The sequence below is a fragment of the Bradyrhizobium sp. SBR1B genome, assembly GCF_014198205.1.
GTDB lineage: Bacteria > Pseudomonadota > Alphaproteobacteria > Rhizobiales > Xanthobacteraceae > Bradyrhizobium.
On the sequence record NZ_JACIHC010000001.1, the window covers coordinates 794,212 to 817,367 of the forward strand.

Annotated in this window: 17 protein-coding genes; all 17 read right to left on the bottom strand. The window is 57.4% G+C overall.

Annotated elements, in window-relative coordinates; translation table 11 throughout:
* Positions 1 to 89 precede the first annotated feature (89 nt).
* Entirely contained in the window at positions 90 to 1,343 is a 1,254-nt protein-coding gene (locus tag GGD61_RS41415) for a glycosyltransferase family 4 protein (RefSeq protein ID WP_092260998.1), read from the bottom strand.
* Positions 1,340 to 2,398, bottom strand: coding sequence for a Gfo/Idh/MocA family protein (locus tag GGD61_RS03920; RefSeq protein WP_177237341.1), 1,059 nt, complete (start codon positions 2,396 to 2,398; stop codon positions 1,340 to 1,342). The genes GGD61_RS41415 and GGD61_RS03920 overlap by 4 nt, the downstream gene beginning before the upstream one ends.
* A gap of 4 nt (positions 2,399 to 2,402) precedes the next feature.
* Positions 2,403 to 3,653 (bottom strand): class I SAM-dependent methyltransferase, encoded by a 1,251-nt coding sequence (locus tag GGD61_RS03925; protein WP_092260994.1) that lies wholly within the window; start codon positions 3,651 to 3,653, stop codon positions 2,403 to 2,405.
* Positions 3,650 to 4,648: an NAD(P)-dependent oxidoreductase gene (locus tag GGD61_RS03930; protein WP_177237340.1), complete on the bottom strand. Its 999-nt coding sequence runs from the start codon at positions 4,646 to 4,648 to the stop codon at positions 3,650 to 3,652. The genes GGD61_RS03925 and GGD61_RS03930 overlap by 4 nt, the downstream gene beginning before the upstream one ends.
* Positions 4,645 to 6,009: a nucleotide sugar dehydrogenase gene (locus GGD61_RS03935; RefSeq protein ID WP_092260992.1), complete on the bottom strand. Its 1,365-nt coding sequence runs from the start codon at positions 6,007 to 6,009 to the stop codon at positions 4,645 to 4,647. The genes GGD61_RS03930 and GGD61_RS03935 overlap by 4 nt, the downstream gene beginning before the upstream one ends.
* 274 nt (positions 6,010 to 6,283) lie before the next feature.
* Positions 6,284 to 6,844, bottom strand: coding sequence for an NUDIX hydrolase (locus GGD61_RS03940; protein ID WP_177237339.1), 561 nt, complete (start codon positions 6,842 to 6,844; stop codon positions 6,284 to 6,286).
* A gap of 1 nt (position 6,845) precedes the next feature.
* Positions 6,846 to 8,381, bottom strand: a complete 1,536-nt coding sequence (locus GGD61_RS03945) for an O-antigen ligase family protein (RefSeq protein WP_092260988.1) — start codon at positions 8,379 to 8,381, stop codon at positions 6,846 to 6,848.
* A gap of 2 nt (positions 8,382 to 8,383) precedes the next feature.
* Positions 8,384 to 10,321 (bottom strand): asparagine synthase (glutamine-hydrolyzing), encoded by a 1,938-nt coding sequence (gene asnB, locus GGD61_RS03950; protein ID WP_092260986.1) that lies wholly within the window; start codon positions 10,319 to 10,321, stop codon positions 8,384 to 8,386.
* Positions 10,321 to 11,484, bottom strand: a complete 1,164-nt coding sequence (locus GGD61_RS03955) for a glycosyltransferase (RefSeq protein WP_092260984.1) — start codon at positions 11,482 to 11,484, stop codon at positions 10,321 to 10,323. Before GGD61_RS03955 ends, asnB begins: the two co-directional genes overlap by 1 nt.
* 12 nt (positions 11,485 to 11,496) lie before the next feature.
* Positions 11,497 to 12,768, bottom strand: a complete 1,272-nt coding sequence (locus tag GGD61_RS03960; RefSeq protein WP_177237337.1) for a glycosyltransferase — start codon at positions 12,766 to 12,768, stop codon at positions 11,497 to 11,499.
* 66 nt (positions 12,769 to 12,834) lie between these two features.
* Positions 12,835 to 14,283: a hypothetical protein gene (locus tag GGD61_RS03965; protein WP_143109099.1), complete on the bottom strand. Its 1,449-nt coding sequence runs from the start codon at positions 14,281 to 14,283 to the stop codon at positions 12,835 to 12,837.
* A gap of 227 nt (positions 14,284 to 14,510) precedes the next feature.
* Positions 14,511 to 15,206 (bottom strand): acylneuraminate cytidylyltransferase family protein, encoded by a 696-nt coding sequence (locus GGD61_RS03970; RefSeq protein WP_183230231.1) that lies wholly within the window; start codon positions 15,204 to 15,206, stop codon positions 14,511 to 14,513.
* A gap of 31 nt (positions 15,207 to 15,237) precedes the next feature.
* Positions 15,238 to 16,395: a UDP-N-acetylglucosamine 2-epimerase gene (gene neuC, locus GGD61_RS03975; RefSeq protein ID WP_038974461.1), complete on the bottom strand. Its 1,158-nt coding sequence runs from the start codon at positions 16,393 to 16,395 to the stop codon at positions 15,238 to 15,240.
* A complete protein-coding gene (locus tag GGD61_RS03980; RefSeq protein WP_244550756.1) occupies positions 16,392 to 17,501 on the bottom strand; it encodes an N-acetylneuraminate synthase family protein in 1,110 nt (369 codons plus the stop codon). The genes neuC and GGD61_RS03980 overlap by 4 nt, the downstream gene beginning before the upstream one ends.
* A gap of 66 nt (positions 17,502 to 17,567) precedes the next feature.
* Positions 17,568 to 19,019: a lipopolysaccharide biosynthesis protein gene (locus GGD61_RS03985; RefSeq protein ID WP_092260973.1), complete on the bottom strand. Its 1,452-nt coding sequence runs from the start codon at positions 19,017 to 19,019 to the stop codon at positions 17,568 to 17,570.
* A 143-nt stretch (positions 19,020 to 19,162) separates the two neighbouring features.
* On the bottom strand, positions 19,163 to 20,125 hold the full coding sequence (locus tag GGD61_RS03990; RefSeq protein WP_244550755.1) for a TylF/MycF family methyltransferase: 963 nt from the start codon (positions 20,123 to 20,125) through the stop codon (positions 19,163 to 19,165).
* 589 nt (positions 20,126 to 20,714) lie between these two features.
* Positions 20,715 to 23,048, bottom strand: a complete 2,334-nt coding sequence (locus tag GGD61_RS40340) for an FG-GAP-like repeat-containing protein (protein ID WP_246785856.1) — start codon at positions 23,046 to 23,048, stop codon at positions 20,715 to 20,717.
* Positions 23,049 to 23,156: the final 108 nt, after the last annotated feature.

Below are 23,156 nucleotides of genomic sequence, written 5' to 3' on the forward strand. Positions count from 1 at the left end.
TAGTGCGCCACGGCTGGCATAGGCTGGCGGCGATTTTCACCAGGCACAGCGTTGTCAGTGACACGCGACTCGTGCGATCTCCGGCCGCTTCAGTGGCTTCTTAGTTGCTCTGCTATCCTTGCCGCAACCGTCTCCGCCCTGAACTTCGTCAGATAAGTTTCCCAGCCCGCGCTTCCAATTTGGTTGCGCAGCGCGTGATCCTGCCCTGCCCGCGCAATCAGATCTGCGATATCGCTGGCGTCACACCCGAGCAAGGCATTCTCTCCGTGCCTGATCTCGGGCATCGACAAGCTCACGTCCTGATGGGCTATCACGCAGGAACCAAGCGTCCAGGCGTGAAGATATCGGGTGTGGCCGACCTTGAATGGCGTCGCATTGTTCGTGCACAGGAACACGTGCGCCGCCAGCATAGCTTCGTCGATATCCGGTACGAAGCCGCGAAACACTACGTCGGGCCCTTCGAGAGGAGCGCGAATACCTGGCTCAAGCTCCCCGGATCCGAGAATCTCGATCCTGAATGTCCCCGGCGCCATGCGCTTGCGCAACTCGGGAAGAACCTCGCGGCCGAGATAATCCAGCCCGTAGCGGTTGGCGGTCCCGCCGAGCTTTCCGATATTGCCAATGATGACAAGGGGACTCGGCTGCTCCAGCGCGCGTCGACGCTCGCGCCACCCCTCGCCGAAGCGGTCGATCCAGACATTCTGGATATAGAACGCGTTCGGATGCCCGCGCTGGGCGTAATACGCGGCATCGTTAGCGGCTACATCCCCGAGTATTTCGTAGCGGAGCATAATCTGGTTATGCACCTGCTCGAGACGGGACAGGCCAAGTCGCAAGCGCAGATAGCCCGGATTCCAGCCATTCAGCTTGCGATCATGCATTGCGCGCATGTAGCCGGTCTTGTGATCCGGGTTTCCATAGTAGGCGAATTTGAGAACAGGCACCGTGGAACAGGCGGCTGTCAGCCATTCGCTCCAGGGCACCATCAGCGCATCCGCATTCCAGGATGCTAGAGCCCGCGCGATAGCGCCTCCCTGATCGACATAGGGATAGAAATGTTCCGGCTTCGGATCGAGCAATTTGATGAATGGCGAGCCCTGCGTCTTCCGCACCGGTAAAATGATTTCGGGCAGGATCTCGACGCCAACTTCGGCCAAAGCGGCAAGACCCGCGATTTCGTCGGCATCTGGCCGAGGCTCCCCTTCCAGCCCCACCCTGAGAAACCCGATCGTCATCGCTGTCTGGGCAGCGAGCGCACGCGTCAGTTCGAATACGACCACATTGGCGGCGCGAACCGTATGTCCTGGAAAAGGCCAGTTCGATGCGACGATGACGAGCCTCACAGGGGCCTCTGAATTTCGATGGTTCGGTTGTCCAGCGCAGCCTGCCTGATGGCATCGACCAGAAGCTGCACGCGCGCCCCCTCGCCAAAACCAGGATGGCAAGTCGTGCCTGCCCTCACGGCTGTAACGAACCGTTCCGCCAGACGCTTGAAAGGAGGCAGACGACCATCCCCGTTAGCTGCAGGTTCGGACACGTCCAGCAGCGGCTCACCACGGGCGCTCGTCGCGACCAGCCTGAAACCGCCCATATAGTCGCGCGTGGAATTATCGATCACGGCCGATCCGGCGCTGCCCACAACCGTCCACCGATGCGCCGTCAAACCCGGATTGGCGTTGCCGATCGTGATCGATGTCACCGCACCCGATGCGTGATCAAACGTGGCATGGACGAGATCTTCCGCTGCGCGCGCATCGCCATTCGGCTTCAGCTGGGCCGTCACCCGCGAATCCATACGTGCAGACAAAGCGACAACAGGGCCCGCAAGCCACTCCATGAGATAAAGAACATGGGTCCCGAAAAGGTTCAGCACGCCACCGTCGCGGTCGGCATCGGTCTTCCACGACCAGGTCCCGCTCCGATGCACCCAGGATTCGTTGAGCCAGGTGACCTGGACATGCCTGAGGTCCCCCAGCTTTCGCGCGTGGATCGCTTCGTGTAGAGCCAAAAATGTTTCGAGTTCTGCGAATTCAAAATCGAGCGCCGTTGTCAGATCTCCATATTGCTGCGCCATTCGCTCCGCAGCGGGCGTATTGGAGCCGAGCGGCTTCTCACATAGCACGGGAAGCCGATGCGCATGGCAATGTTCTACGATGGCTTCGACCTGTCCCGGAGGCACCGCCACGCTCACCGCATCGAGGCGCGAGGCGAAAAAACTCTTGGGATCCGTGAACACCGGAATTCTCAGGCGGCTTTCCGCGCTTGCAGCCTTTTCGGCATTTCTCCCCAACAGGGCAACGACCTCGACATCGGGCAGCAGATCAAATGCGGGGACATGCACGTCGGCACCAAACCCCAGACCCACGACCCCAAGCCTGAGCGCTCGTTTCCCTACCATCAGATCACTCGATAATTCGCGGCTCGGGCAAAGGCACAATGAACTTGCCCTTGTACCCACGCTTTCGGAGATTGGCGGCAAGCTCATCCGCGATGTGCCAGGACAGCAGCAGCGCGTAGTCCGGCTGGTCCCTGTACAGCGCCGCCTCGTCGATCACGGGGATCCGTGTGCCGGGAATATACTTGTCGAGCTTATGCGAGCCCGAAACTTCCATGACGGAATCCATGATTCCGTCGTCGAGGCCGACATAGTTGATCAGCGTAGATGCGCGCGACGGAGCGCCAATGCCGACGATGCTGGTGCAATCCTTCTTCAACCCAGCGAGCAGCTTGTACAATGTCAACTTGGAATGAACTACGCGCGCGGCAAAGGTCTTCAGCGCGCTGCCGTCGGTGAGACCAAAGCGCTCCTCGTCGGCGCGACGCTCGGCAACCGACGCTTGAATCGGATAGTGCCCCGAACGCGCGGCATAGACCCGAATGGAGCCGCCATGAGTCGGAATGCGTTTGACATGAAACACTTCAAGTCCGTGACGCGCGAGCAGCGCTTCGAGCGCGCCCAGCGCGTAGTAACGAAGATGCTCGTGATAGACGGTATCGTATTGGAGCGTCTTGACCAGATCGAGCAGATAGTGCGACTCCGAGATGAAGACGCCGTCCTCGGCTAGCCATTCGACAACGCCATTAGTAACGTTGTGAACATCGCCAATATGCGCGAACACGTTTGCCGCAGTTATGACCTTGGCAGCGCCGCGCTCGGCGCGCAGCCGGGTCGCGAGCTTCACGCCAAAATAATCCGTCAGCGTCTCGATGCCACGGCCGCGCGCGACTTCGCCAGCGCGCGACGGCTCGACGCCGAGAACACGATGGCCGCCTTCCTTGAAATTGATCAGCAACGATCCGTCATTCGAGCCGACGTCCACTACGAGATCGTCGACCGAGATCTTGATGAGCGATGACGCCTCTCGATACAGCTCCGCGAAGTTCTCGCGCAGAATCTTGGTCGTGCCGCTCAGATACGGATAGGAATATGGGAAGAGAACTTCCGCATCGACCTCGAGCCCGATCTGTACAAGGCTACATTCCTCGCATCGGAACAGCTCGAGCGGAAACGCAGGCTGCTCGAGCGCACGTTCCCCGACCGGCGGCATGGTGTTCACCGGCGGGACATAGCCAAGAAACAGCACCGGTTTGAGTTTATCGCTCGCACAGATTTGGCACTCGAGGATCGGCCTGGATTGCACCGTCGCGGTCATTTGCTATCTCCTGAATTTCGTGGGCGCAGCTCTGGATGGTCTCGGTACCAGCGGACGACGGGCGGAAGACCGTCCTGCAGTGAAATGCTGGGGGACCAACCTAGCGCTCTGATCTTGGTGATATCCGGACAACGACGCTGAGTTTCGCCGAGCGGTGCAGGGCCGGTTTCGATGATCGCCTCCCGCCCGAAGCTTGCAACGATCAGTTCCGCAACGCGCCGGATCGTCACCTCTTCAGCGTTTCCGATGTGGTAGACGCTGAGATGCTCCCCGCGTTCAACGACCGTCGCAAGACCATCCGTGAAATCGTCCACATGGATGAAGGCGCGCGTTTGAGCGCCGTCCCCCTTTAAGGGAAAAGTCAAAGGCAATCCTGGCGTCGTCGCCAGGTCGGCCTCTGCCGCACGGACTGAAAATTCGGGCACAACATGCTCGAATCCCATATCGGCGCCATAGACGTTGTGCGGGCGGAACACGACCACGCGGTCGAAATCCGTCCGGCCATAGTTCAGCGCGATCAATTCGGATGCGAGCTTCGACCCGCCGTAAGAATAGCGCGGATTTCGTACGTCGGGCACGACCAGTGGAACGTTCTCCGGGGTCGGAACTTGAGCTGGCGACTGATAGGCTTCCGAGCTGGACGCAACGACGAGCTCGCGCACCCTTGCATCCCGGCATGCATCGATCACCGTCAGCATGCCGCGAATCGCAACATCGACCACGAGCTCGGGCTGTTCGTAGAAATATCGAGTGCCGTTGATGGCGCTCATATGGATCACGCAGTCCATATCATCGACAGCCCGGCGCACCACCTGCGGATCGCGGATATCGCCGATATACAGCTCTACGTGATCTTGGATTCCAGCGAGCCGCCTTGGATTGCCGCGCCAATTGTTGTCCAGCACGCGCACACTGTGCCCGTCCCGTACCAGCTTCTGAACCAGAGCGGCTCCCAGAAAACCTGTGCCGCCCGTGACGAGATATCGACGGATCATAGACCCTCTACCTTCGGAAGTTTCGCTCTGCCATGGCTGCCAATTGCCATGTAGCCGACATGCGGCGCCAAAAGCAGATAATCGGCATTGAAGTTATTCCAGAAGTCATAAAATATTGCAGGCGCCGCCATTCGATGGGACAGTGTCTCGATCGCCATAGAGCGGAAGCCGCTGTGATTGTTGGTAATGACAGCGACATTAGCGCCATCGAGCGCTTCCTCAAGGGACGAGACGGGATCGAGTCCGAAATCTCGAATCGCCTGCAGCGAGACCACCGGATCGAAAGCCCTAAAACGCGCTTTGGGAAAATGGCGCTGTAACGCCGCGAGAATGGGACGCGCCATTGTGCCACGCAGGTCATCCGTTTCCGGCGCGCCCTTGAAGGCAAGGCCGAGCACCGTCACGACCGGCGCATCGGGGAAACCGCTGATGCGGCCGGTCACCTGTTGCAATGCTGCGATCGCCTGCTCCGGCTGAGCTTCATTGAGTTTCCGCGCCGTGAGAACAATCGCCGGCGACATGCCGCGATGCTCGAGCCCCTCGGCTAGGATATAGGAATCCTTTTCGAGACAGGGACCTCCGACCGGCCCCGGCATCGCGAGATTGGTCCGTGGATATCCAAGCTTTCCGGCAGAAATGACGTCCGCGGCGCTCACCCCGATCGCATCGCACATCGATGCCACCTCGTTGGAGAAGGCGAAATGAACATCGCGCTGGGAATTGTCCACCAGCTTGATCATCTCGGCGGTCTCGAGATCGCGTACACGGACCGTCGTTGGCGTCACGAACTGAAACAGCTGCCCCGCCCGCACCGTCGCGTCTTCCGAACCGCCGCCGATGATTTGTGGAAGAATGCGCAGTTCCTGAATGGCGACGCCTTCGAGCGTTCGCTCGGGACAGAAGGCCAGGTCATAGGACTTGCCAGCGGCATCGAGGATCGGGGCAACGATCGAGCGCGTGGTCCCCAGCCGCACGGTGGATCGCATGATCACAAGCGCGCCTGCGGGCATCGCCGCAGCAACCTCGCCTGCCACGTGCTCGATCATATCCGTGCGTACGCGCTTGTCCGGACCCAGCGGCGTGCCAACCGTGATGATGAAAGCCGTAGCATCGCAATCCTGCGGCACGCTCGAGTGAACCGATAATGCGCCGCTTACCAAAACGCGGCTCAGTTGGTCTGCCAATCCGGGTTCGTGGAAATGCGGCTGCCCCTGCCGCAGCCCCTCCACCACATCCTCCCGGACCTCGACGCCCCAGACCCGGAATCCGACTGCAGCCATCGTCGACGCAAGGGTGAGCCCAACATATCCAAGGCCCAGAATGCAGACGGATCGGTCGGCGAAAGAGCGGGGAACAAGCATGGTCGAGATCTTTTAACCCAAAAAAAGAGTCGATTTCTCGCCTCCCAATAGACGATACTGCCCGTTGTGTCTTGCTGTTTGTTAATGGCTGAGTTGGCTGCAATGGCTTTCGCGAATGAGCCGCCAGACCTTTCAAAACGCTCGACTATCGTACTCTACTAGCGCGTGTCAGCTTTGTCAGGATGATGGTTGCTCCCCGAGACCGTGCTTGCACAGAGGCCACGCGATTGATCCTGGTCAGCTGACCGGATCCCGCCATACGGCACCGAAACGGTCAGATCAGACCCCGCAAGCGGGCGACGGCGAACATTGCCAGATGGGGGGCATGATTGAAGGTGCCATGACGAATATAATCCTCCAGCGTCGCCAGACTGACCCAGCTGATCTCCAGATCCGGCTCAGGGGTCCAACTTGCCTGTTTTTCCGCCAATGGCGCCACGAAGCCCCACAACCTATTACCCAGCCTTCCAGAGTCCGGGAGGAGTTCTCCCAAGCTGATAACGTGCGGGGCCTGCAGACCTACCTCCTCCGAAAGCTCGCGTAACGCACAGTGCTCCGGCTCTTCCCCTTTATCGAGCAGCCCGCCGGGGAACTCCAGCGTCAAACGTTCGATGGCAGGACGGAACTGCCGGACCAGGGGCAGCATCCCGTCGGCCGTGACCGCAATCACAGAAACATAATCTGCTAGCAAAAGCCCGTGGAAACTACCTATCGACGCTCCCTGCCCGTCCACGACCGCTCGTTCGACCAAAGTAAGCCAAGGGGAGACAACAGTGGTCTTTCGGTCCATGATGCGCGACGCAGCATCGCCCTTCGACATATCGCGCAGATCCATATCAAACATCCTTAGCTTTGCCAGTTAGGCCCAGTCGAAATGGGAAAGGTCGTCGATGCTCGGCACGCGAAGAACTAGCCCGGCTGGCGGAAGTCGGATTGGCGTCACCAACGTCGTATAGGCGGATGCCGCAGACCACCAACAGAATCAAGATCAGCGCATAGCCCCAGTAGCTCGTCTGATACGCCGCATTCGCAAGAGCAAATGAAATCAACCCAATCGCCAGCAGCCGAGCGGAAACAGGGTCAGTTTGCAGCGCTGTCACATGGCGAAATACGGCCCAGAACAAAGTGACGAGAAAACCGAAAAAACTCGCAGTACCTAGTACTCCAGTCTCAACCCAGAGATTCATCAGCATATTGTGCGGGATAGGATATCCGCTTGCGCTGTAGCCGCCCACACCCGGGCCAAAACCAAAAAGCCTCGTCGCAAGAGAAGCATGCAACATTTGAAGAGTTGCCTCTCGGACCAGCTCAACGCGATCGTTCGTCACAAAAAAGCGCTCGGACATATTTAGACTTGGATCAATTGCACCGCCGAACAACACTGTCAAAGCAGCTGGCAGAGACACATATGAAAAGCATATCCAGTATGCCAGAATGGCTGACGGCAGCATAAAAACCATGGTCCGCCGTGTAGCCTTCAAAATCAGCAGCATCAAGAATGGTGCGATTGCAGCAATGCGGACAGTCCGGCTCGCCGTCGCCATCATCAGCCAAGGAACAATCTGAAAATATATCGAGGCCATCGAAGATGTGCTCCCCCGGCGGTGTAACCAGAGCAACGTCAGCGGAACGGAAGTCAGAAAGAAAAAGCCGAGAGATACTGGGCCAGGAAAGGTCGCCTTATATCTGTAGTAGTATCCTAGTCCTAGAATTGTATCATTACCTTCATATTGAGTCGAATAGATCAGCGCCGGTATCGCAAAGAACGCGATGACAACCTGCGCAAATACACCCCACACGAATCCGTCAAGCAGCCGGTCGAAATCCGCCACGCATCCATCGCGCTTGACGGCTAACGCATAGATCAGGAAGCAGACAGGGCCAAAGAGAAGAAAGAATGCGACCCCGACCTTCAACTGCCATAGGTTACCGAAAATAACGTAGTTGATAATGGCTGATAGGATCGCAGTCAAAAAATACAGTGCGAACAATTTTGCATGGAGCGGTGCCTTCCCCCTTTCCGCGCCACGCACATATTCCGTGAACAGTACAAGCGACCACAATAAAACAGTCATATGCGCGTAGTCGTATAGGAATGGCAGCAACGGCACGCGCGGCAAAGCACCAAGCGCAGCGGACAGTCCTGCTAGCCAGGCTAGATGAGATCGGCTCAGAACAAATAGGAAAGCCGGCAGGGATACCGCAATCAAGAAACCGATTCTTATACCTACCGGGACGACGTCCTCGGCTAAGCCAGTTTTCCCGCTATCCACGTAAGTAGATCTGACGAAGCACCAGATCACTGCAACAGAGAACATGAATAGCGCAGTAAAAGCTTTCCCCTTTGTTCCATCTAGAAGGCCAACTTTCATCCCTAGAAACCAGGCGCCTGGTAAATTCGCTGGCATTCTCCCCCCCGATGTGCGCTCTCGCCCAAGATGCTCTCGGGACTTTGTGATGCCGTCATTCGCGCCCCATGCTTCAAATCCCACTTTAGGAGAACATAGCTTGCCCAGAGTAATGGCGAATGATCGACAATTCCGGAGCGATGCTCATCCGCAAAACTCTGGATCGATCGCCAATCTAGCACCGTCTGCCTCCTAGCCATCTCCAACAGCTCCTCCCGCATTTTGCCCGACTTCATCCATTTGCGTATCGGAAGCAGAAAGCCTTTCTTACCACGTGTCAGAATATCGGTAGGCAAATCATCTTTGAACGCCTCTCGCAGAATGTACTTACGCACACCTCGCTTAATCAGGAATTCCGAAGGCAAGCTTAGGGCAAACTCTACCAGGCCCGAATCGAGAAACGGGAGCCTCACTTCCAGACTATGTTGCATGCTCGCGAGGTCGACTTTCTTGAGCATATCACCCGGCAAATTGAATTCGATATCCGTTCGAAGAATATCGTGGAGGTCACGCAAGTCGGCAGCGAGCCAATCCGCTTGCGACTCCTCAGCGAGACCAACATCAAACCCCAAACTCTCGATTTGCTGCGGGGACGCATAAGAACGCCACGATAGGTACTCCTCTGCCCCTGTCGGCCGCAAATGCATTCGAAAGAATGCAGCCGCTCGAAGAATCGGATTTTCGAGACTTGCCGGGTTCCGATGTATCGGAAGTATCTGAGCCAGACGCTTGGCCCAACGGGGAATGCGGGCACTCATCATCATCGCGGAATAGACGCCGTACCCCCCAAACAATTCATCTGCGCCGTCGCCGCCGAGGATCACCTTTTCTTTCACGTGCGAACAGAGAAATGCTGTCGGAATGATGGATGCATCCGCGTAAGGTTCACCTAGCAACGCCAGTGTCTTATTGGTGAAATCCATCAGGCCATCTTCCGTGACATCGATGACGTGATGATCGATGCGGGGATACCGGGAAGCAAGCATCCTCGCATATGGCGATTCATCGAAAGGGGGGTCATTCGGAAAGCCGATGGAATATGCGGCAATCCCCCGGCCGGATACTTTTGCTGCGATGCTCGAAACAATCGAGGAATCCAAGCCACCGCTCAAGAATGTGGCAATTGGCACATCCGATGCGGCCAGGCGTTGCTCGACAGACGTGACGAGCCTCTGTCGCAGCTCTTGTTTCGCATCATCAAACGAGACGCTGCCAGCCTTCTGCGCCCGACCAGGAAGTCGATAATATCGCCCCTCACGAATGGCCCAATCGTCAACATCGAGCTGCAGCCAGTGGCCCGGGCGCAACTGTTTCATGTCCCGATACGGGGTCATCGGAATCGGCAGATACGAGAATCGAAAGAACGACGGCAGATTGCTCCGGTCGACTTCGAGGCTATTTTCCGCGAGGATGTCGACCGCAGGAATCTCGGAGCCGAACAGAAGCCGTTGCCTGTCCTCGAGATACACCAGCGGCTTCTCGCCGTAACGATCGCGCGCAAGCGTTAGCCGCCGGGCCTCTCTGTCCCAGATGGCAAATGAAAACATGCCCTCGAACGTCTGCAGCGCGTTCAGTCCGTCCAAGGCAAAGGCCGCAAGCAACACTTCCGTGTCTGACTGCGTACGAAAAACACAGCCACGGACCTGGAGAGCCGCGCGCAATTCGCGATAGTTATAAATCTCGCCATTAAACACGATGCTTAGCGCCCCGGTGTGCATCGGCTGCGTGGAGCGCGCATCGAGGTCGATGATGCTCAGGCGCCGGTGACCAAGAAACACGCCGGCGTCGAGGTAATCGCCGGCGGCGTCAGGCCCCCGATGAGCCAATGAACATAATGCAGCGGCTACGGCATCGGCCGTCAGCAATCGGCCATCACGCCAGATTCCGCCGACCAGACCGCACATCAGCTTTGCTCCAATAGCTGATCATAGAGCGTGTGATAGCGCCTGACATTGGCAGAGATCGAATACTGCTCTTGCACACGACGTCTGGCTTCCTTGCCCATTTGACGTCTCAGTGATGCATTATCAACCAATATGGCAAGCTTCTCGGCCATCGCTGCCGCACGGCGCTCGACGATGTATCCGGTTATGCCATTGAGATGGCACTCGGAAACTCCCGGCGCGTCAACGACAACACTCGGAATGGCAAGCGTCATAGCTTCGAGCACCGCGTTGCTCATGCCCTCGACCTCCGAGGCGTGAACGAAAATATCGCTGTTCACGATTCGACAGCTGATGTCGGAAACATGACCGACAAATTGCACCTTGTCTGCAATACCAAGGCTAGCAGCCAGGGCAACGAGATTGTCAAGCTCGGGTCCGTCACCGGCGACGGTCAATTCAACATCGGGCTTTATCTTCACGAGAAGGGCAAAGGCTTGCAGCAGGAACGCCTGAGCCTTGTGTGGCAATAAACGCGCCGAAGAGATAAGTGTCGTAACGCCCGCTTGCTTCCTAGGCTCACAATTTTCCGCCACCTTGGCAAATGCTTGCCAATCGATCCCATTCTCGAGCGTCAACACTTTTCCGGAGCGCACCAAAGCCTTCAACGAATCGGCTGTTGCAACAGACACGCCGGCAACAACGTCGAATGGCCGGTACAGAAGCTTGAAGACAGGGTGCGAGCCTGCCTCGGACTTCGTCCCGCGGTGAACATAGACGAAGCGAATTCGCGGCACCGTCCACGCGGCGATCCAGCAAGCTGCCGCAGCCTGAATGCCATGAGCGACGCAAATTCGGCAATCACTCCTCGCCAATTCATACAGCACGCGGATTTGCAGAATTGGCAACAACAGAAGCAACAGCACCATTTCGCGACGAAGTGAAGGGAATACCGGTGCCTCAAGATTCAAAATGGTCTTTTGCTCCAGCCCCGGTATCGCCGAATAATAGTGGTCGCAGGCCTTGTTGCGATATATTGAATAAAAGACATTCCTATAACGCGTCGCATCTTCGGCCGAGAAAAGGCGTCCCAGCTGGCGCTCGCCTCCGTGCAGACCATAAGTCCTCAGCACGTGCACGACGGAAATCGGCTGGCTGCAATCGATCTGTTGTCCCTGCATCATCTCGTCCTTGCATCACTCATTTGACTTTCTGTGCACGCCTGTCAGATCCCGAAACAAGGCTCCATATGCCCGCGAACAGCTTGTAATATCAAATTTTTCGACTGCGGTCTTGCGAGCCGACGCGCGCAATTCATCGTCAAGATGGTCCAGCGCCATCAGAAGGGCGTTCGCCAGATCCGCGTCGCTGCCGATCGGCGCAAGATATCCGTTTACCCCGTGCTCGATAGCATCCGGGATTCCACCGGCTTCAAACGCAACAACGGGCGTGCCGCAAGCAATCGCTTCAATAACGACGTTCGGAAGATTATCTTCAAGAAATGGAGCCATCAGCACGTCTGCCGCGGAATATACAAAAGATAGCAGCTCTTCGGAGTTCACCTGGCCTAGATGATATATCGGGAATCCACCGATTGAATTTGCCGCAGCGGCCACCACTCCGCCGAAGACCACGAGCGTCAAGTCCTTACGTCCGGACGACGTAACAAGTTCGATTGCCTTCAAGAAATGTGCATACCCCTTCCGGGGATCCTCCGTCGCGCCGAGTGCGCCAAACAGGACAATCTGACCATTTTCCGGCCATCCAAATCGTCGCCTCGCTTCCATTCTGTCTCGGGGGCGGAACACGTTCAGGTCAACCCCGGTGGGGATATGCTCGATACGTCGGTCGCCGAAAAGGCTGGAACGCCGCGCCAGGCCGGCGATCCAGCGGCTCGGGGCCGCAATTGTCAGGTCCAGGCGCGCAAATGCGCTTCTTCTCGCTTCAATGCCTGCGCGAGAGAGATCCTCATCTGTGTCACTACCAAGCTGCGGACAAGACCCGCAGCCATGCTCGAAGCGCTCGCAACTTCCGGGATAATGGCAGCCCCCGCTGAACGGCCAGATATCCGAGAGACGCCATACGATCGGCTTCCTTATCGCCACAAGCTGCCTGAAATTGAGGAACGCGCCGGCGATCCAATGCGCACAAATCACGTCCGCTTCCGAGATCAGCCTGGCGCTCAATTGACCGTATCGCAGTCCAACAGGCGAGAACGGAGTCGCCAGCTTGCGTGGATAGCTCCTTAGTTTGCGCGCGTTCAGGTAAGCGATGACGTCGCTCACCGGCAGGCCTGCGCCCGGCAGGTGCGCGGCGACCACGGAACTGTCGTCGAGATGCTTTCGTCCGACATGAAACGTGGAATGTAATCCGATCGATTGAAGGTTCTTGTGAATCCGATACGCAGCCCTGTTTGCGCCGCCCTCGTTATCGGATTGAGTCAAATGGACGACGGACAAATCGCTCATCTTAGTGCCCCCCGTATCGCTCTGAGCCATGACGCAGAATTCACCGAGGGAAGACCCACCGACCCGTCAGCGCGACGGAGCAAGGTAGTCGAGATCGTCAGCAGCCGTGGCCCAATCCGCGAATCGATCCAGATCTCCGATTTTGCCGATGTCAGCATTTGATCCGGCCTTCAGTGTCAGGTTCTGATACAGCGGATCTGCGACATCCCCACCGATGCGGGTCTCGAAACTGCTGAAAATCCAAGGACGGCGCACGAATAAAGCGTGTGCATGCACGCGAGCACGATGCGTACGTACCTCATCGATACCTCCCAAGTCTTCCAGGTGGCACAACGTAGCCAAATAGCTTTCCCGACTGTCGTGGTCTTCGGTAAAACCAAACCCGGAGTAACGTCCGGTCCCCGCAGTCACGACGGGGACGCCAAAACAGGGCAGCTCATAACCGATACTGCCACGCACCGTGATGCCGACGTTAATCGCTTTGAACAGGGAGAGCGTACTGATCCTGGTTTCGGCCTCTAACACCCTGACATGGGCCGGCAATTCGCCGATTTGCTCCCTGATCAAACGCATCTCGCCATACTCAGCGGTGACGCCGGACAGCTTGCGCTTCCATATATTGGCGGGATGAAGCTTGATGATCCAGTTCAGGCGCGGATTCGCGACAGCTGCCTTGACTGTCTCGATAAACCAGTGGCCATAATTTTCAAATATATCGCGGCCGTAGAACAAATTTGCGTCCCACAGCACGTGCGAGAACAACACCGCGATAGGCTTCGACGGGTCCAGCTTCAGTTCATCGAGGATCTGACCTTTTGACATGTCGATCGTACCCGGCTGGTTGCGCGCTTGGATTTTCCATACTCCGCCATACCGCCGTTGGAACTCGTCGTCGAGCTCGGCTTCCTGCGTCTCCCCCCAGGGGGAACTCACCAGACTCTCGAGCGTCTGTTTCGTAATCGAATTGGGGTGAATGCGGCGTGTTTCCCTCGTCAGCTTTTTCAGCACCAGGCCATCGTCGCGGGACGGCTGGATGAAATGGATCGTGGGAATGCGCTGCGCAATCGCGACATCCACGAAAGGGCCCAGAACGTGGTAGTTCGGCTCATTGACGATTATTAGATCCGGTTTGCGCTGGGCGAATGTTTGCTCTGCGGCGCACACAAACTTAACCGACTGAAGAAGCTGGCTGAAAAGCTGTTCTCTGACCGCAGGATCGCGTGGGTCTGGCGCACCATCGAATTGCCGACGGGAGATCGACGACAAAAGTTGGGGGCCGATCCACGCATCTCTGTACATCCATTCGAGGACCGACTGAAAATCCGTGGGATCGTTCTTCCGTCGATTAAGCTCGGCTACGCCGGCGCTGACGACATCAGTTTCAGAAATCAATTTCTCGAAGTCGATGAAATCTGTGACCCCGTACGCACGGAAAATTCGTTTCGCATTCGTGTAAAGCGACGAGGTAACGACCTGAACCTGCCATCCGCGTCGTCGCATGGCCAATGCGAGCATTCCCTCCACCTTTGCATTGTAGGAGGAGTTCGTCATGCTGAGGATTAGAAGCCGAGGTGCATTCGACGTAGGCTTTGGAAACCTGCGAACGAATTCGGCATCAGCGGCTGTTGCTCTGACGTCACCTAGTAACCGAAGCGCACGGCGTGGCGCCGCTCCAAATGCCACGACATCAGTGAGGGGCCCGGCAAGCGGCGTGCGGCGAATACGTTCGATCAGCTGTCGCATCATGCGTAGCCGGTCTTCATCAAATGATCGGCCAAGCGGAGATCTTCCGGCGTGTCGATATCAATCGATGCAATCTCATCCATCTCATAGGCGACAGTGGGGCTGCCATATAGCATCCCTGAATCCAGCACATCGCCTCGAACGATCAGGACGACAGGACCATTGCGGCCGTAAGAGACCTCCTTGTCCTGCCGCCGGGTGCGACCAACCTGGCCGCCGAGATAAGGAACGAGCTTTCCATCCTCTTCGCGCATCTGCGCTTCCGGAACGAATCGGTGCGGAACGCGAACCACGCTCACGAGCGTCGCCGCAGAGCGCGCACGAAATTTCTGAACCGCCTCCCGAACATGGTGAGCGCGTCGAAAGGGAGACGTCGGCTGCAGGAGCACGAGCGCTTCGACATCCGTGCCTTCATTACGGAGAGCAGCCAGGCAGTGCTGCATGACATCGAGCATCAGCGCCTGATCACCGGCAAGGTCGGCCGGCCGCCTAAATGGAACCTCCAGCCCGAGGGCATTGCCAGCCTCGGCGATTGCATCGTCATCGGTCGAGAGAATGGTCCGGTCGATAACGCCCGACTGGAGCGCCGCTTCCGTCGTCCAATCCAGCAACGAGCGCCCACCGCAAAGAGCCAGGTTCTTGCCAACGATCCCCTTCGAACCACCACGTGCAGGAATGAGCGCTACCATCGTCATGGGCGCGAACCGGGGATACGAGCCTCGTCGATCAGTAGGTGATGCACTTCTGGACATCCACCTGTTCGGTCGCAAGAATATCGGCAATCTTGATGCCGGCGGTGCCATCACCATAGATCGGATTCATCGTGTAGCGCCCGTGCGCGACCTGTTTTGCGATCGCCTTGGAAATCGCGCCCTTATTATACGGAACCTCGATCACGTTCTCGCCGCGATCGCGCATGTTCTGACGCGATCCGATATTGACCACGGGCGTTCCGACATAGGCGCCTTCTCTAATACCGCTGCTAGAATTGCCGATCAGGCAAGCCGTCGCACGCATGAGATTGACATAGACTTCGATCGGCAAATTCTTGAAAAAATGCATCCGGTCGTCGAGCTTCCGCTCGCGCCACTTTCTGATGCCGCGCGAAATATCGTCGGATCCGGCGTCCGAATTGGGCCACAGAACGATCGCGGCAAGCCCCTGCTCCCGAACTGCCTCCAATGTCATTGTGATCTGCTCTTCACCCGCCCCATATTCCGTCGTGACAGGATGCTGCGAAATCAGAACGAATGGCTCATCGATGGAGAAGCGCTCGCCGACGCCGAGATCGAAGAGGTGGTCGTTGAGCTTGCCGTTCGAATTCGCGAGGATGTCAGCGACGAGATCGATGCGCGGGCATCCCACCATATGCACATGCTTCGGCAGTTCGCCAAGCCTGATGATACGCTCCTTCGCACCTTCGCTCGCAGGAAAATGGATGTGAGCAAACTTGGTGACGGCGTGTCGGATGCTTTCGTCGATCGTGCCGCTGACTTCGCCGCCCATCGTATGAGCGACAGGAATGTTCATATAAGCCGCCGCAAGCGTCGTCGCCATAGTCTCGAACCGGTCGCCAACGGTCATAACGACGTCGGGAGCGAGCTGCTCGAATAGTGTGGGCAGTTCGATCAATCCCAGACCGGTCGATTTTGCCATCGTCGCGGGGGTTTCGCCCTCGATCAGCATTGTCACGCGCGCATGAGGCTTGAAGCCATCCTGCTCGATCAGATTGACCACGGATCCGTAGCGATCGAGAACAGCCGACGCGGCGACGATAAGCTGCAGCTCCAGCGCGGGATGGTTCTGGATGGCGCGCATCGCGGACTTGATCGAGCTGTAGTTCGCGCGCGAGCCGATGACAACACAGATCTTCTTCTGACTCACGCGAAATCCTCTTTCACGAATTTGTGGTCTGCCCGAACTGCCTTCACGACGCGTCGCCCGACAAAGTCCTGATACTTGGCCGCAGGAATACCATCGCCCGGCTTTTTGAACGCCAGGTGATGCATCTCGATGATCGTGTTGGCGGCAAGATCCGCGGCGGCGACGATGCTCTTTTCGAAGATCAGCTTCATGTGCGACACGGACGAAAGATCATCCTTGTCGACCGGATTCGCCATCATACGGCCGGTGTCCTTCAGCTCGCTGCAAAGCTGACGAAATTGATCCGGCTCCATGCTATGCTTGGCATCACTGCCATACATCAAGCGAGAAAACGTGAAGTGCTTCTCGATCACCGTTGCACCCAAGGCAACTGCAGCGATCGGCGCGCTGAAACCCATCGTATGGTCTGAGTAACCAATCGGCAGCCGATAGCGTTGCTGCATCGCCAACATGACATTGAGCCCGACCTGCTCGGGCATGCATGGATAGACCGACGTGCATTGCAGCAGTGTGAGTTCGCGACTCGGACGCAGCGCGGCGACTGCCGCGTCCAGCTCGTCCCAGCTGCTCATTCCCGATGATAGAAAAACAGGCTTGCCCGTCTTGCCCACATATTCAAGCAATGGAACATTACTGACCTCGCCGGACGCAATCTTGTAGGCGCCGACACCAACATCTTCCAGTAGATCGACGGCTTCCAGTGAAAACGGAGAAGACAAGAAATCGACATTTCGCGCCCTGGCGACCTTCGCAAGGCTTATCCATTGCTCGCGCGAAAAACCCGTCCGCCGAAAATATGCTGCGCGCGGCTCCGCCGAAAAGTAAGACGGCGACGGCGCATCGAGAAGCGTCTCGGCTTCGGCAATATGCGTCTGGAATTTGACCGCGTCGGCCCCGCAGTCGGCCGCGACCTCAAGAAGCCGGCAGGCATTGCCAAACGAGCCATCGTGAACCGACCCGATTTCAGCGATAACATAGGGACTTTGACGGCCAGCGGACATGGGCACTGCGGCTTTCAGGGCAATTCTGATGAAAACTTGTCGCACATAACCTAACTGAGACGCGTCAATCAAGCGCCATTCTGGCGGCAAGATGTCTAGTTCCACGAGCCGACAACGCGCAGAATCACTGCCCGGGCAACCGCGGGAAACCGTCTCATATGTTTGAACTTTTCAGATCAGATGCCGAAGCGATGCGATACGGCGACGCTCGACAACGACGGCCGACGCGACTGCCACGCCAAATACGACACAACGTGTCGCCAAGGACCACTCATAGAGCCGATTTACTGCATACAGAGCCGATATGGCCAACAAACCTGCAATCACCCACCAGTCACGAAAAGCGACGGATTTGGCGAATTTCCGGGCTTTCCACCGCAGATACAACCGAAACAGCGCCGCCTCCATCAAAAGCACCCCGATCAACCCCGCAAAGTCGCCCCCCATTCCGAAACTGGCATTCATCACGAAAACTAAAGATGCCAAAGCAGCCAGCGAAAGGACTGCCCGCACCCGGTTTGCTGCTTTTGCCCCCCCCTGCGCATAGACCACGGCATTCTGGATTCGACCCGACAGACCGATCAACAACAGATTGACCAGCCAGGGGATCATAGCGGCAGCCGGCGTTAGCCGTCCATTGGTAAGCAACTGGACGATGTCGCCGCCGAAGCATACGGCACCAATTCCGAACAGAGTGAGTCCGATATGCACCAATGTCCAAACATAGACGGTTTTCACAAACTGCCCGCCCTTCTCACGCGCTTCGGCAAGGGACGTTGACCATATGTTATGCGAAACTGCATTCGTCGTTGTCAAAAGCATCCCATAGTAAAGCCGTGCATGGCTGTAGAAGCCCAAGGATGCCACGCCGAGGCTGCCAACAATCACGCTGTTTTCGCCGACGCCGCGCACACCATCGCTCAAACCAGAAAGCGCCGACGTCGGAGCGTGATCACGTGCGACCGCGAGCCATCGCCTACTCGGCCGGGTCCACGGCTGCCGTCCCAGAGCCACTGCCGCAACTGCTAGGGACGCAACTTGGCCGGCCACGGCACCCGCGAATAGCGCAGAAACACCCCAATGCAAAATAAACAACCCAAATGACGTCGCCGCAAAAGCTCCGAGAGCTTGGCTGGCGATCTGGGCCGCGATCGCGTTGGCCCGACCGGCGACGGACAGAATTGAGGTTGCCATCACGGAAAGCGACCGTAACGGAATCAAAGCTGCCGTCAGAACGACAATCGTCCAAGAAAACTCTTCTCCGTCGGCTCCAATGATGAATGGCACCAACAAGGGCCACACCACAACAAAACTGATAGAAAGGATCGAACTCAACGAGAAAGCGACCAACAGAAAGCTTGCCACCATTGGTCGGCGCTCATCCGGCGTGGCAACTCCGTAATGGGCGTGCAGGGCCAGCGAGCCGCCCCCGTCGGTGACCGCATTCACAAAAGCTGCAAGCGACATCATTAGCGCGAAGTAACCGAAATCGGTCGCAGTCAGAACGATCGTCGTGAGAGGCAGAATCGCGATGGCCAGAGCGATCTGGAGCCCGGTAGCTGCCAAGAAAAAGAGAATCCGCCCAGCAAGCTGTCCTCTGATAAAGACGATGAGCTTACGCATCACGACGAAGCCTTGATGACTGCATCATAGCGATGGCGTCTCACAACGAGAACAATTCACATCGCTTGTGGCGTGCATGTGATGTGAGGCCACCGAGTCTCGACATACATGACAATGCTTTTCTGCATGAGATCGACGCAAGCTTATGCGGCATCAACTGCTGCACGAGTGTTCACCTCGATTAAAACCTGCGAGCCGTCCGCGCTGGTGGCCAGCACGCGCCAGTCCGTCAGCTTGTAGAGCGCCAGGAATTCGTACCATGCTTTGAACTCATGGTTCACCGAATAAAATTCATCGAACAGGATGAGATAACGATGTTTGAGGCGACCGCATATTGTGTCCAGCACCGGGCGCGTCGACGTGTAAAGATCAGCGTCGAAATGAACCAGACGCAAGTCGTCAAGACGCTCATCTTTCAGAAAGCGAGGTAATGCGTCGCTGAACAGACCGGACTCGATTGTGACATTCGGCTGCGGCGGCTTTGGAAACGCTACGCCGCGGGCAGCATCGTCAATGATTTTCTGGCGCATTTCGGGCTGATTGTCCCAAAGCGCCACCGGAGCCCCGAACCCCTTGATCGACCCTGCCGGAAGACCGTCCCAGGCTTCCGGCAACCCCTCGAAGCAGTCGAAACCGCTTAGACGGATCGTAGAAGGCAAGCGGTCGACGAAATACTTCAGCCAACCGCCATTGTTTGTTCCGAATTCGATCACCGATCCCGAGGGCGCGTTGTCGTTGATCCAGTTGATCGCGACATTCCAGATCGGATGTTTGCCGATCTTCTTGTTGAAGGTCGGCACCACGACTACGCGAGGATCGTTCGCCACCTTCTCAGTCCAGAAGCGCTCAAAGCGCAGGACGTTTGCAACTTTCTGAAGCGCAATACCGAAACGATCGATTCCATCGACGATGACGGTCGGCAGCCAGCTTGCCCGAACGATGAGGCGACGCGCTCTTCCGACATGGGTTGGCTTGTCCAGCTTGGTAACGGACATGACTTGGAGCGGCTGGCGCTTGTTCGGCTCTTCGAGATTCATCTGGTACAGCGCCCTTTCGATCGAGACGCAGGTCCAATCACGACGCCGCAGCCTGTCGGCATTGCTCATATCGCATTGCAAGTCCGTCCGCCAGCGCCGTACCCCGAGTGAGTACGAGGAATGCAGCACATTTTTAGGGACTTCGGCCCAATCCCGGCCACGAACCAGCGGGCCAGTCCAACCAAGCGGCTGAAGCGAGGCAAATTTCACAGAAACGCATCTTGGCTGAGTCTTGGGTCCCGTTCGGCCCGAGCGCGAGGCGGCGAACGGCTGACATCACTTGCGCGGTCAGGCATGCAAATCGAAGCTGAATGCGCTTCACTATCGGTCGCATTGTGGGTTGCATTTTTGTAGAGGTAGTGGCGCGGCGATCCAGCAGCAGGAGAGCTTTACTCTAGCATAAGGGGAACGCGGATCGAGAGCACGCTCTTCCGCGGCGCGGTTTCCTGCACGAGCGAGGTGGCGGAGGTCGAAGGGCTGATTGAAGCGGGCATCTTGCTCCATCCCGGATAAACTTCGTGAGCGGCGAGAGCAACACATCATCAGCCGGGTCTCAGCCTTAGCGTGGAAGGGTTTGCCGCTGCAATGATCTAGGCTAAGGATCAGCCCGTGTGCCTCTCTAGTTGAAGCTGGACATTAGTGGCTGCTCGCGGGATTGTTAGAACAGCATGAAATCGTGTAAGTGAGCCGCAGGATTGAGTGCGTCATGATCCTGCAGCGAAAGTGGGCTGTCTGCAGGATGCTGAGACGCGCTGCTGGTGCTGGCGCCGGCCGAGACCGACTGATTGCTCGCAGACGCCGACTGAACCGCGCCAGATGAAGCGGAAGGCGAAGCCAACGAACTTACGGACCCTGCAAGCGCACTTGAGATTTCGGTTGTGACGCCTGTCTCTACATTCTGCATCAAGATCGACGGCCCGCCAGCGGCATGTAGGTCTAACAGTCCTGCGACCTTCCAATTGTGGTCGGGGGTTCCGAGATCTTTCCAGTTGAACGCATATCCCTGATCGTTCACAAACCACTCGACCAGCCGGCCGCTGGTTTGGTCCTGCCACAGCAGGTCGACACGGCTATCGCCGTTAAAATCGGCCGTTGCGACGACATCCCAACCTGCTCCTATGGTCCCGAACTTTTGCCAGCCTACCGCGAAACCATTTTCACAAAACCATTCGAGCCCCTCACCGGTATTGGTATTCTGCCAGAGAATATCCGTCGTGCCGTCCTGATTGAGGTCGATCGTTGAGGCCACGCGCCAATCGGGACTCATGACGCCGAACTTCATCCAGGAGGTTGCCAAGCCGTTCTGAAGAAACCACTCGATTCCCTCGCCTGTAGCCTTGTTTCGCCAGAGCATGTCATCCGTTCGATCGCCATTGAAATCGCCCGAGGATATCAGCTGCCAGTCGGAGCCCATGACGCCAAAGTCGATCGTCGCGGTGATTTGACCCGCCGAAAGTAGGCTCTCGCGGGCATAGCCGGTTGATTGATTCTGCCAGAGAATATCGATATTCTCGTCGTGGTTGTAGTCGCCATGACCTATGGCAACCCACCCCTGACCGGGCGTTGCAAACTGGCCCCAGTTAGTCACAGTGCCGTTGGCGAGGTATGCGATTTTCCCGTCTCCGGTTGATGGCTGAAGCCAAAGGATGTCGTCATAGCCATCGCTGTTAAAGTCCTGCTCGATCGTGGCAACCCAACCCGCTCCTGCAGGCTGCAGATTCCCTATCATCGTTGCGCTGGCAATCGTTCCATCACCGAAGTGAAAATTCTCCACACCCGCCACCGTATCGGTCCCGTCGGGTGAACCGGAACGCTGGTCCACGATGTTGAAGGTCTGCGTCGTTGAATTGTAGGAGATGGCGTAATTGGCTTCGTTGCCCGAATAAACCGCCGTATCCGTCCCCGCTCCGCCGATGATGGTGTCGTTGCCAGCCCCGCCGGTGATCGTGTCGTTGCTGCCGCCGCCATTCAGCGTGTTGGCGATGGCGTTGCCGACGATGGCGTCGTTGCCGGATCCGCCGATGGCGTTGTCGATGTAGGAGCGAGCGTCGCCGTTATAGAGATAGGCGTTGTAGACGTTGCCGGATGCGTAATGGCCGTTGCCGAGATAGGCCAGTTGCACGGAGGAGAACACCGACGAGGCGCCCGGGTTGAGATTAATGCTCAGGTTGGTCGCGTAGTTCGACAGGTCGTAGGTATCGACGCCGCCGCCATCCCAGACCGTCTCGTAGATGCGGTCGGCCGAGCCGCCGATGCCGCCGCCCGGCGCGAGCTGCCCGACACCGTTGATGAACTCCTGCCCCGTGGTCGGATTCCAAGTGTAGACGGTGCTGCCGCTCTGGGTCGTGTAGTCCGCGCCGTACATCGTCTGCAGCGCGAGGATATCGTTGGCCATGTAGGTCTGCGAATATCCGTACGCTTCGTTGGTGTAGCCGGACGTGGTCGAAGCGCCGACATAGCTGCGATAGCTCATGACTGTGTATTCGCTGTCGTCATGCGCGCTCGGCACCGCGACGTTGCCGGGGCCGCCGGCCTCCTGGCTGTGCTTGAGGCCGAAGGCATGGCCTAGCTCGTGCAGCGCGGTGGTGAAGTAATAATTGCCGAGCTTGGCCAGCGAAAAATTATATTGAGTGCCGAACCAGACGTCGCCGCCGGACGCGTAATTGCCGGGATAGTAGGCGTAGGCGGTCGGATTGGCCGCCGGCGACTGCGCGATCATGATGTCCGCGCCGTTCGTGCCCGCGTACCGGATGTCGGCGTTGGTGTAACTGAGGATCAGCCCAATCGCGTAGTTGATGGCCGCCTGGACCTGGGTGGGCGCCGAGGCAAAGCCCGAAGTGGTCGGCTCGCTGCTGCCGCCGTAATAGGGATTGGGGTAGTCGCTGGATGCGTCAGGAAAACTGTAGGTGATCGTGCCGGTCCATTTGTAGCCGGACAGCAGGCCGTCGATCTCGGCGTTGTTGGTGGCACTGACATTAACAGCGGTAGCCAATGGACTCTCCAAAGCAACGCGTCGCGTGCGATTCGGGACGAAAGCACATGATTTTAGCTTGAGAGTTAAACGTTTGGTTTAAATTGGGCAGCTCCGCCTGCCCCTGTT

What these genes read in the sequence shown, in the direction of transcription:
- GGD61_RS03985 (WP_092260973.1), bottom strand. Translation starts at nt 19,019, where the DNA reads ATGCGTAAGCTCATCGTCTTTATCAGAGGACAGCTTGCTGGGCGGATT.
- GGD61_RS03940 (WP_177237339.1), bottom strand. Translation starts at nt 6,844, where the DNA reads ATGGATCTGCGCGATATGTCGAAGGGCGATGCTGCGTCGCGCATCATG.
- GGD61_RS03970 (WP_183230231.1), bottom strand. Translation starts at nt 15,206, where the DNA reads ATGACGATGGTAGCGCTCATTCCTGCACGTGGTGGTTCGAAGGGGATC.
- GGD61_RS03965 (WP_143109099.1), bottom strand. Translation starts at nt 14,283, where the DNA reads ATGCTCGCATTGGCCATGCGACGACGCGGATGGCAGGTTCAGGTCGTT.
- GGD61_RS03930 (WP_177237340.1), bottom strand. Translation starts at nt 4,648, where the DNA reads ATGATCCGTCGATATCTCGTCACGGGCGGCACAGGTTTTCTGGGAGCC.
- GGD61_RS03945 (WP_092260988.1), bottom strand. Translation starts at nt 8,381, where the DNA reads ATGAAAGTTGGCCTTCTAGATGGAACAAAGGGGAAAGCTTTTACTGCG.
- GGD61_RS03955 (WP_092260984.1), bottom strand. Translation starts at nt 11,484, where the DNA reads ATGATGCAGGGACAACAGATCGATTGCAGCCAGCCGATTTCCGTCGTG.
- GGD61_RS03960 (WP_177237337.1), bottom strand. Translation starts at nt 12,768, where the DNA reads ATGAGCGATTTGTCCGTCGTCCATTTGACTCAATCCGATAACGAGGGC.
- GGD61_RS03935 (WP_092260992.1), bottom strand. Translation starts at nt 6,009, where the DNA reads ATGCTTGTTCCCCGCTCTTTCGCCGACCGATCCGTCTGCATTCTGGGC.
- GGD61_RS03920 (WP_177237341.1), bottom strand. Translation starts at nt 2,398, where the DNA reads ATGGTAGGGAAACGAGCGCTCAGGCTTGGGGTCGTGGGTCTGGGGTTT.
- GGD61_RS03925 (WP_092260994.1), bottom strand. Translation starts at nt 3,653, where the DNA reads ATGACCGCGACGGTGCAATCCAGGCCGATCCTCGAGTGCCAAATCTGT.
- GGD61_RS03990 (WP_244550755.1), bottom strand. Translation starts at nt 20,125, where the DNA reads ATGAGCAATGCCGACAGGCTGCGGCGTCGTGATTGGACCTGCGTCTCG.
- asnB (WP_092260986.1), bottom strand. Translation starts at nt 10,321, where the DNA reads ATGTGCGGTCTGGTCGGCGGAATCTGGCGTGATGGCCGATTGCTGACG.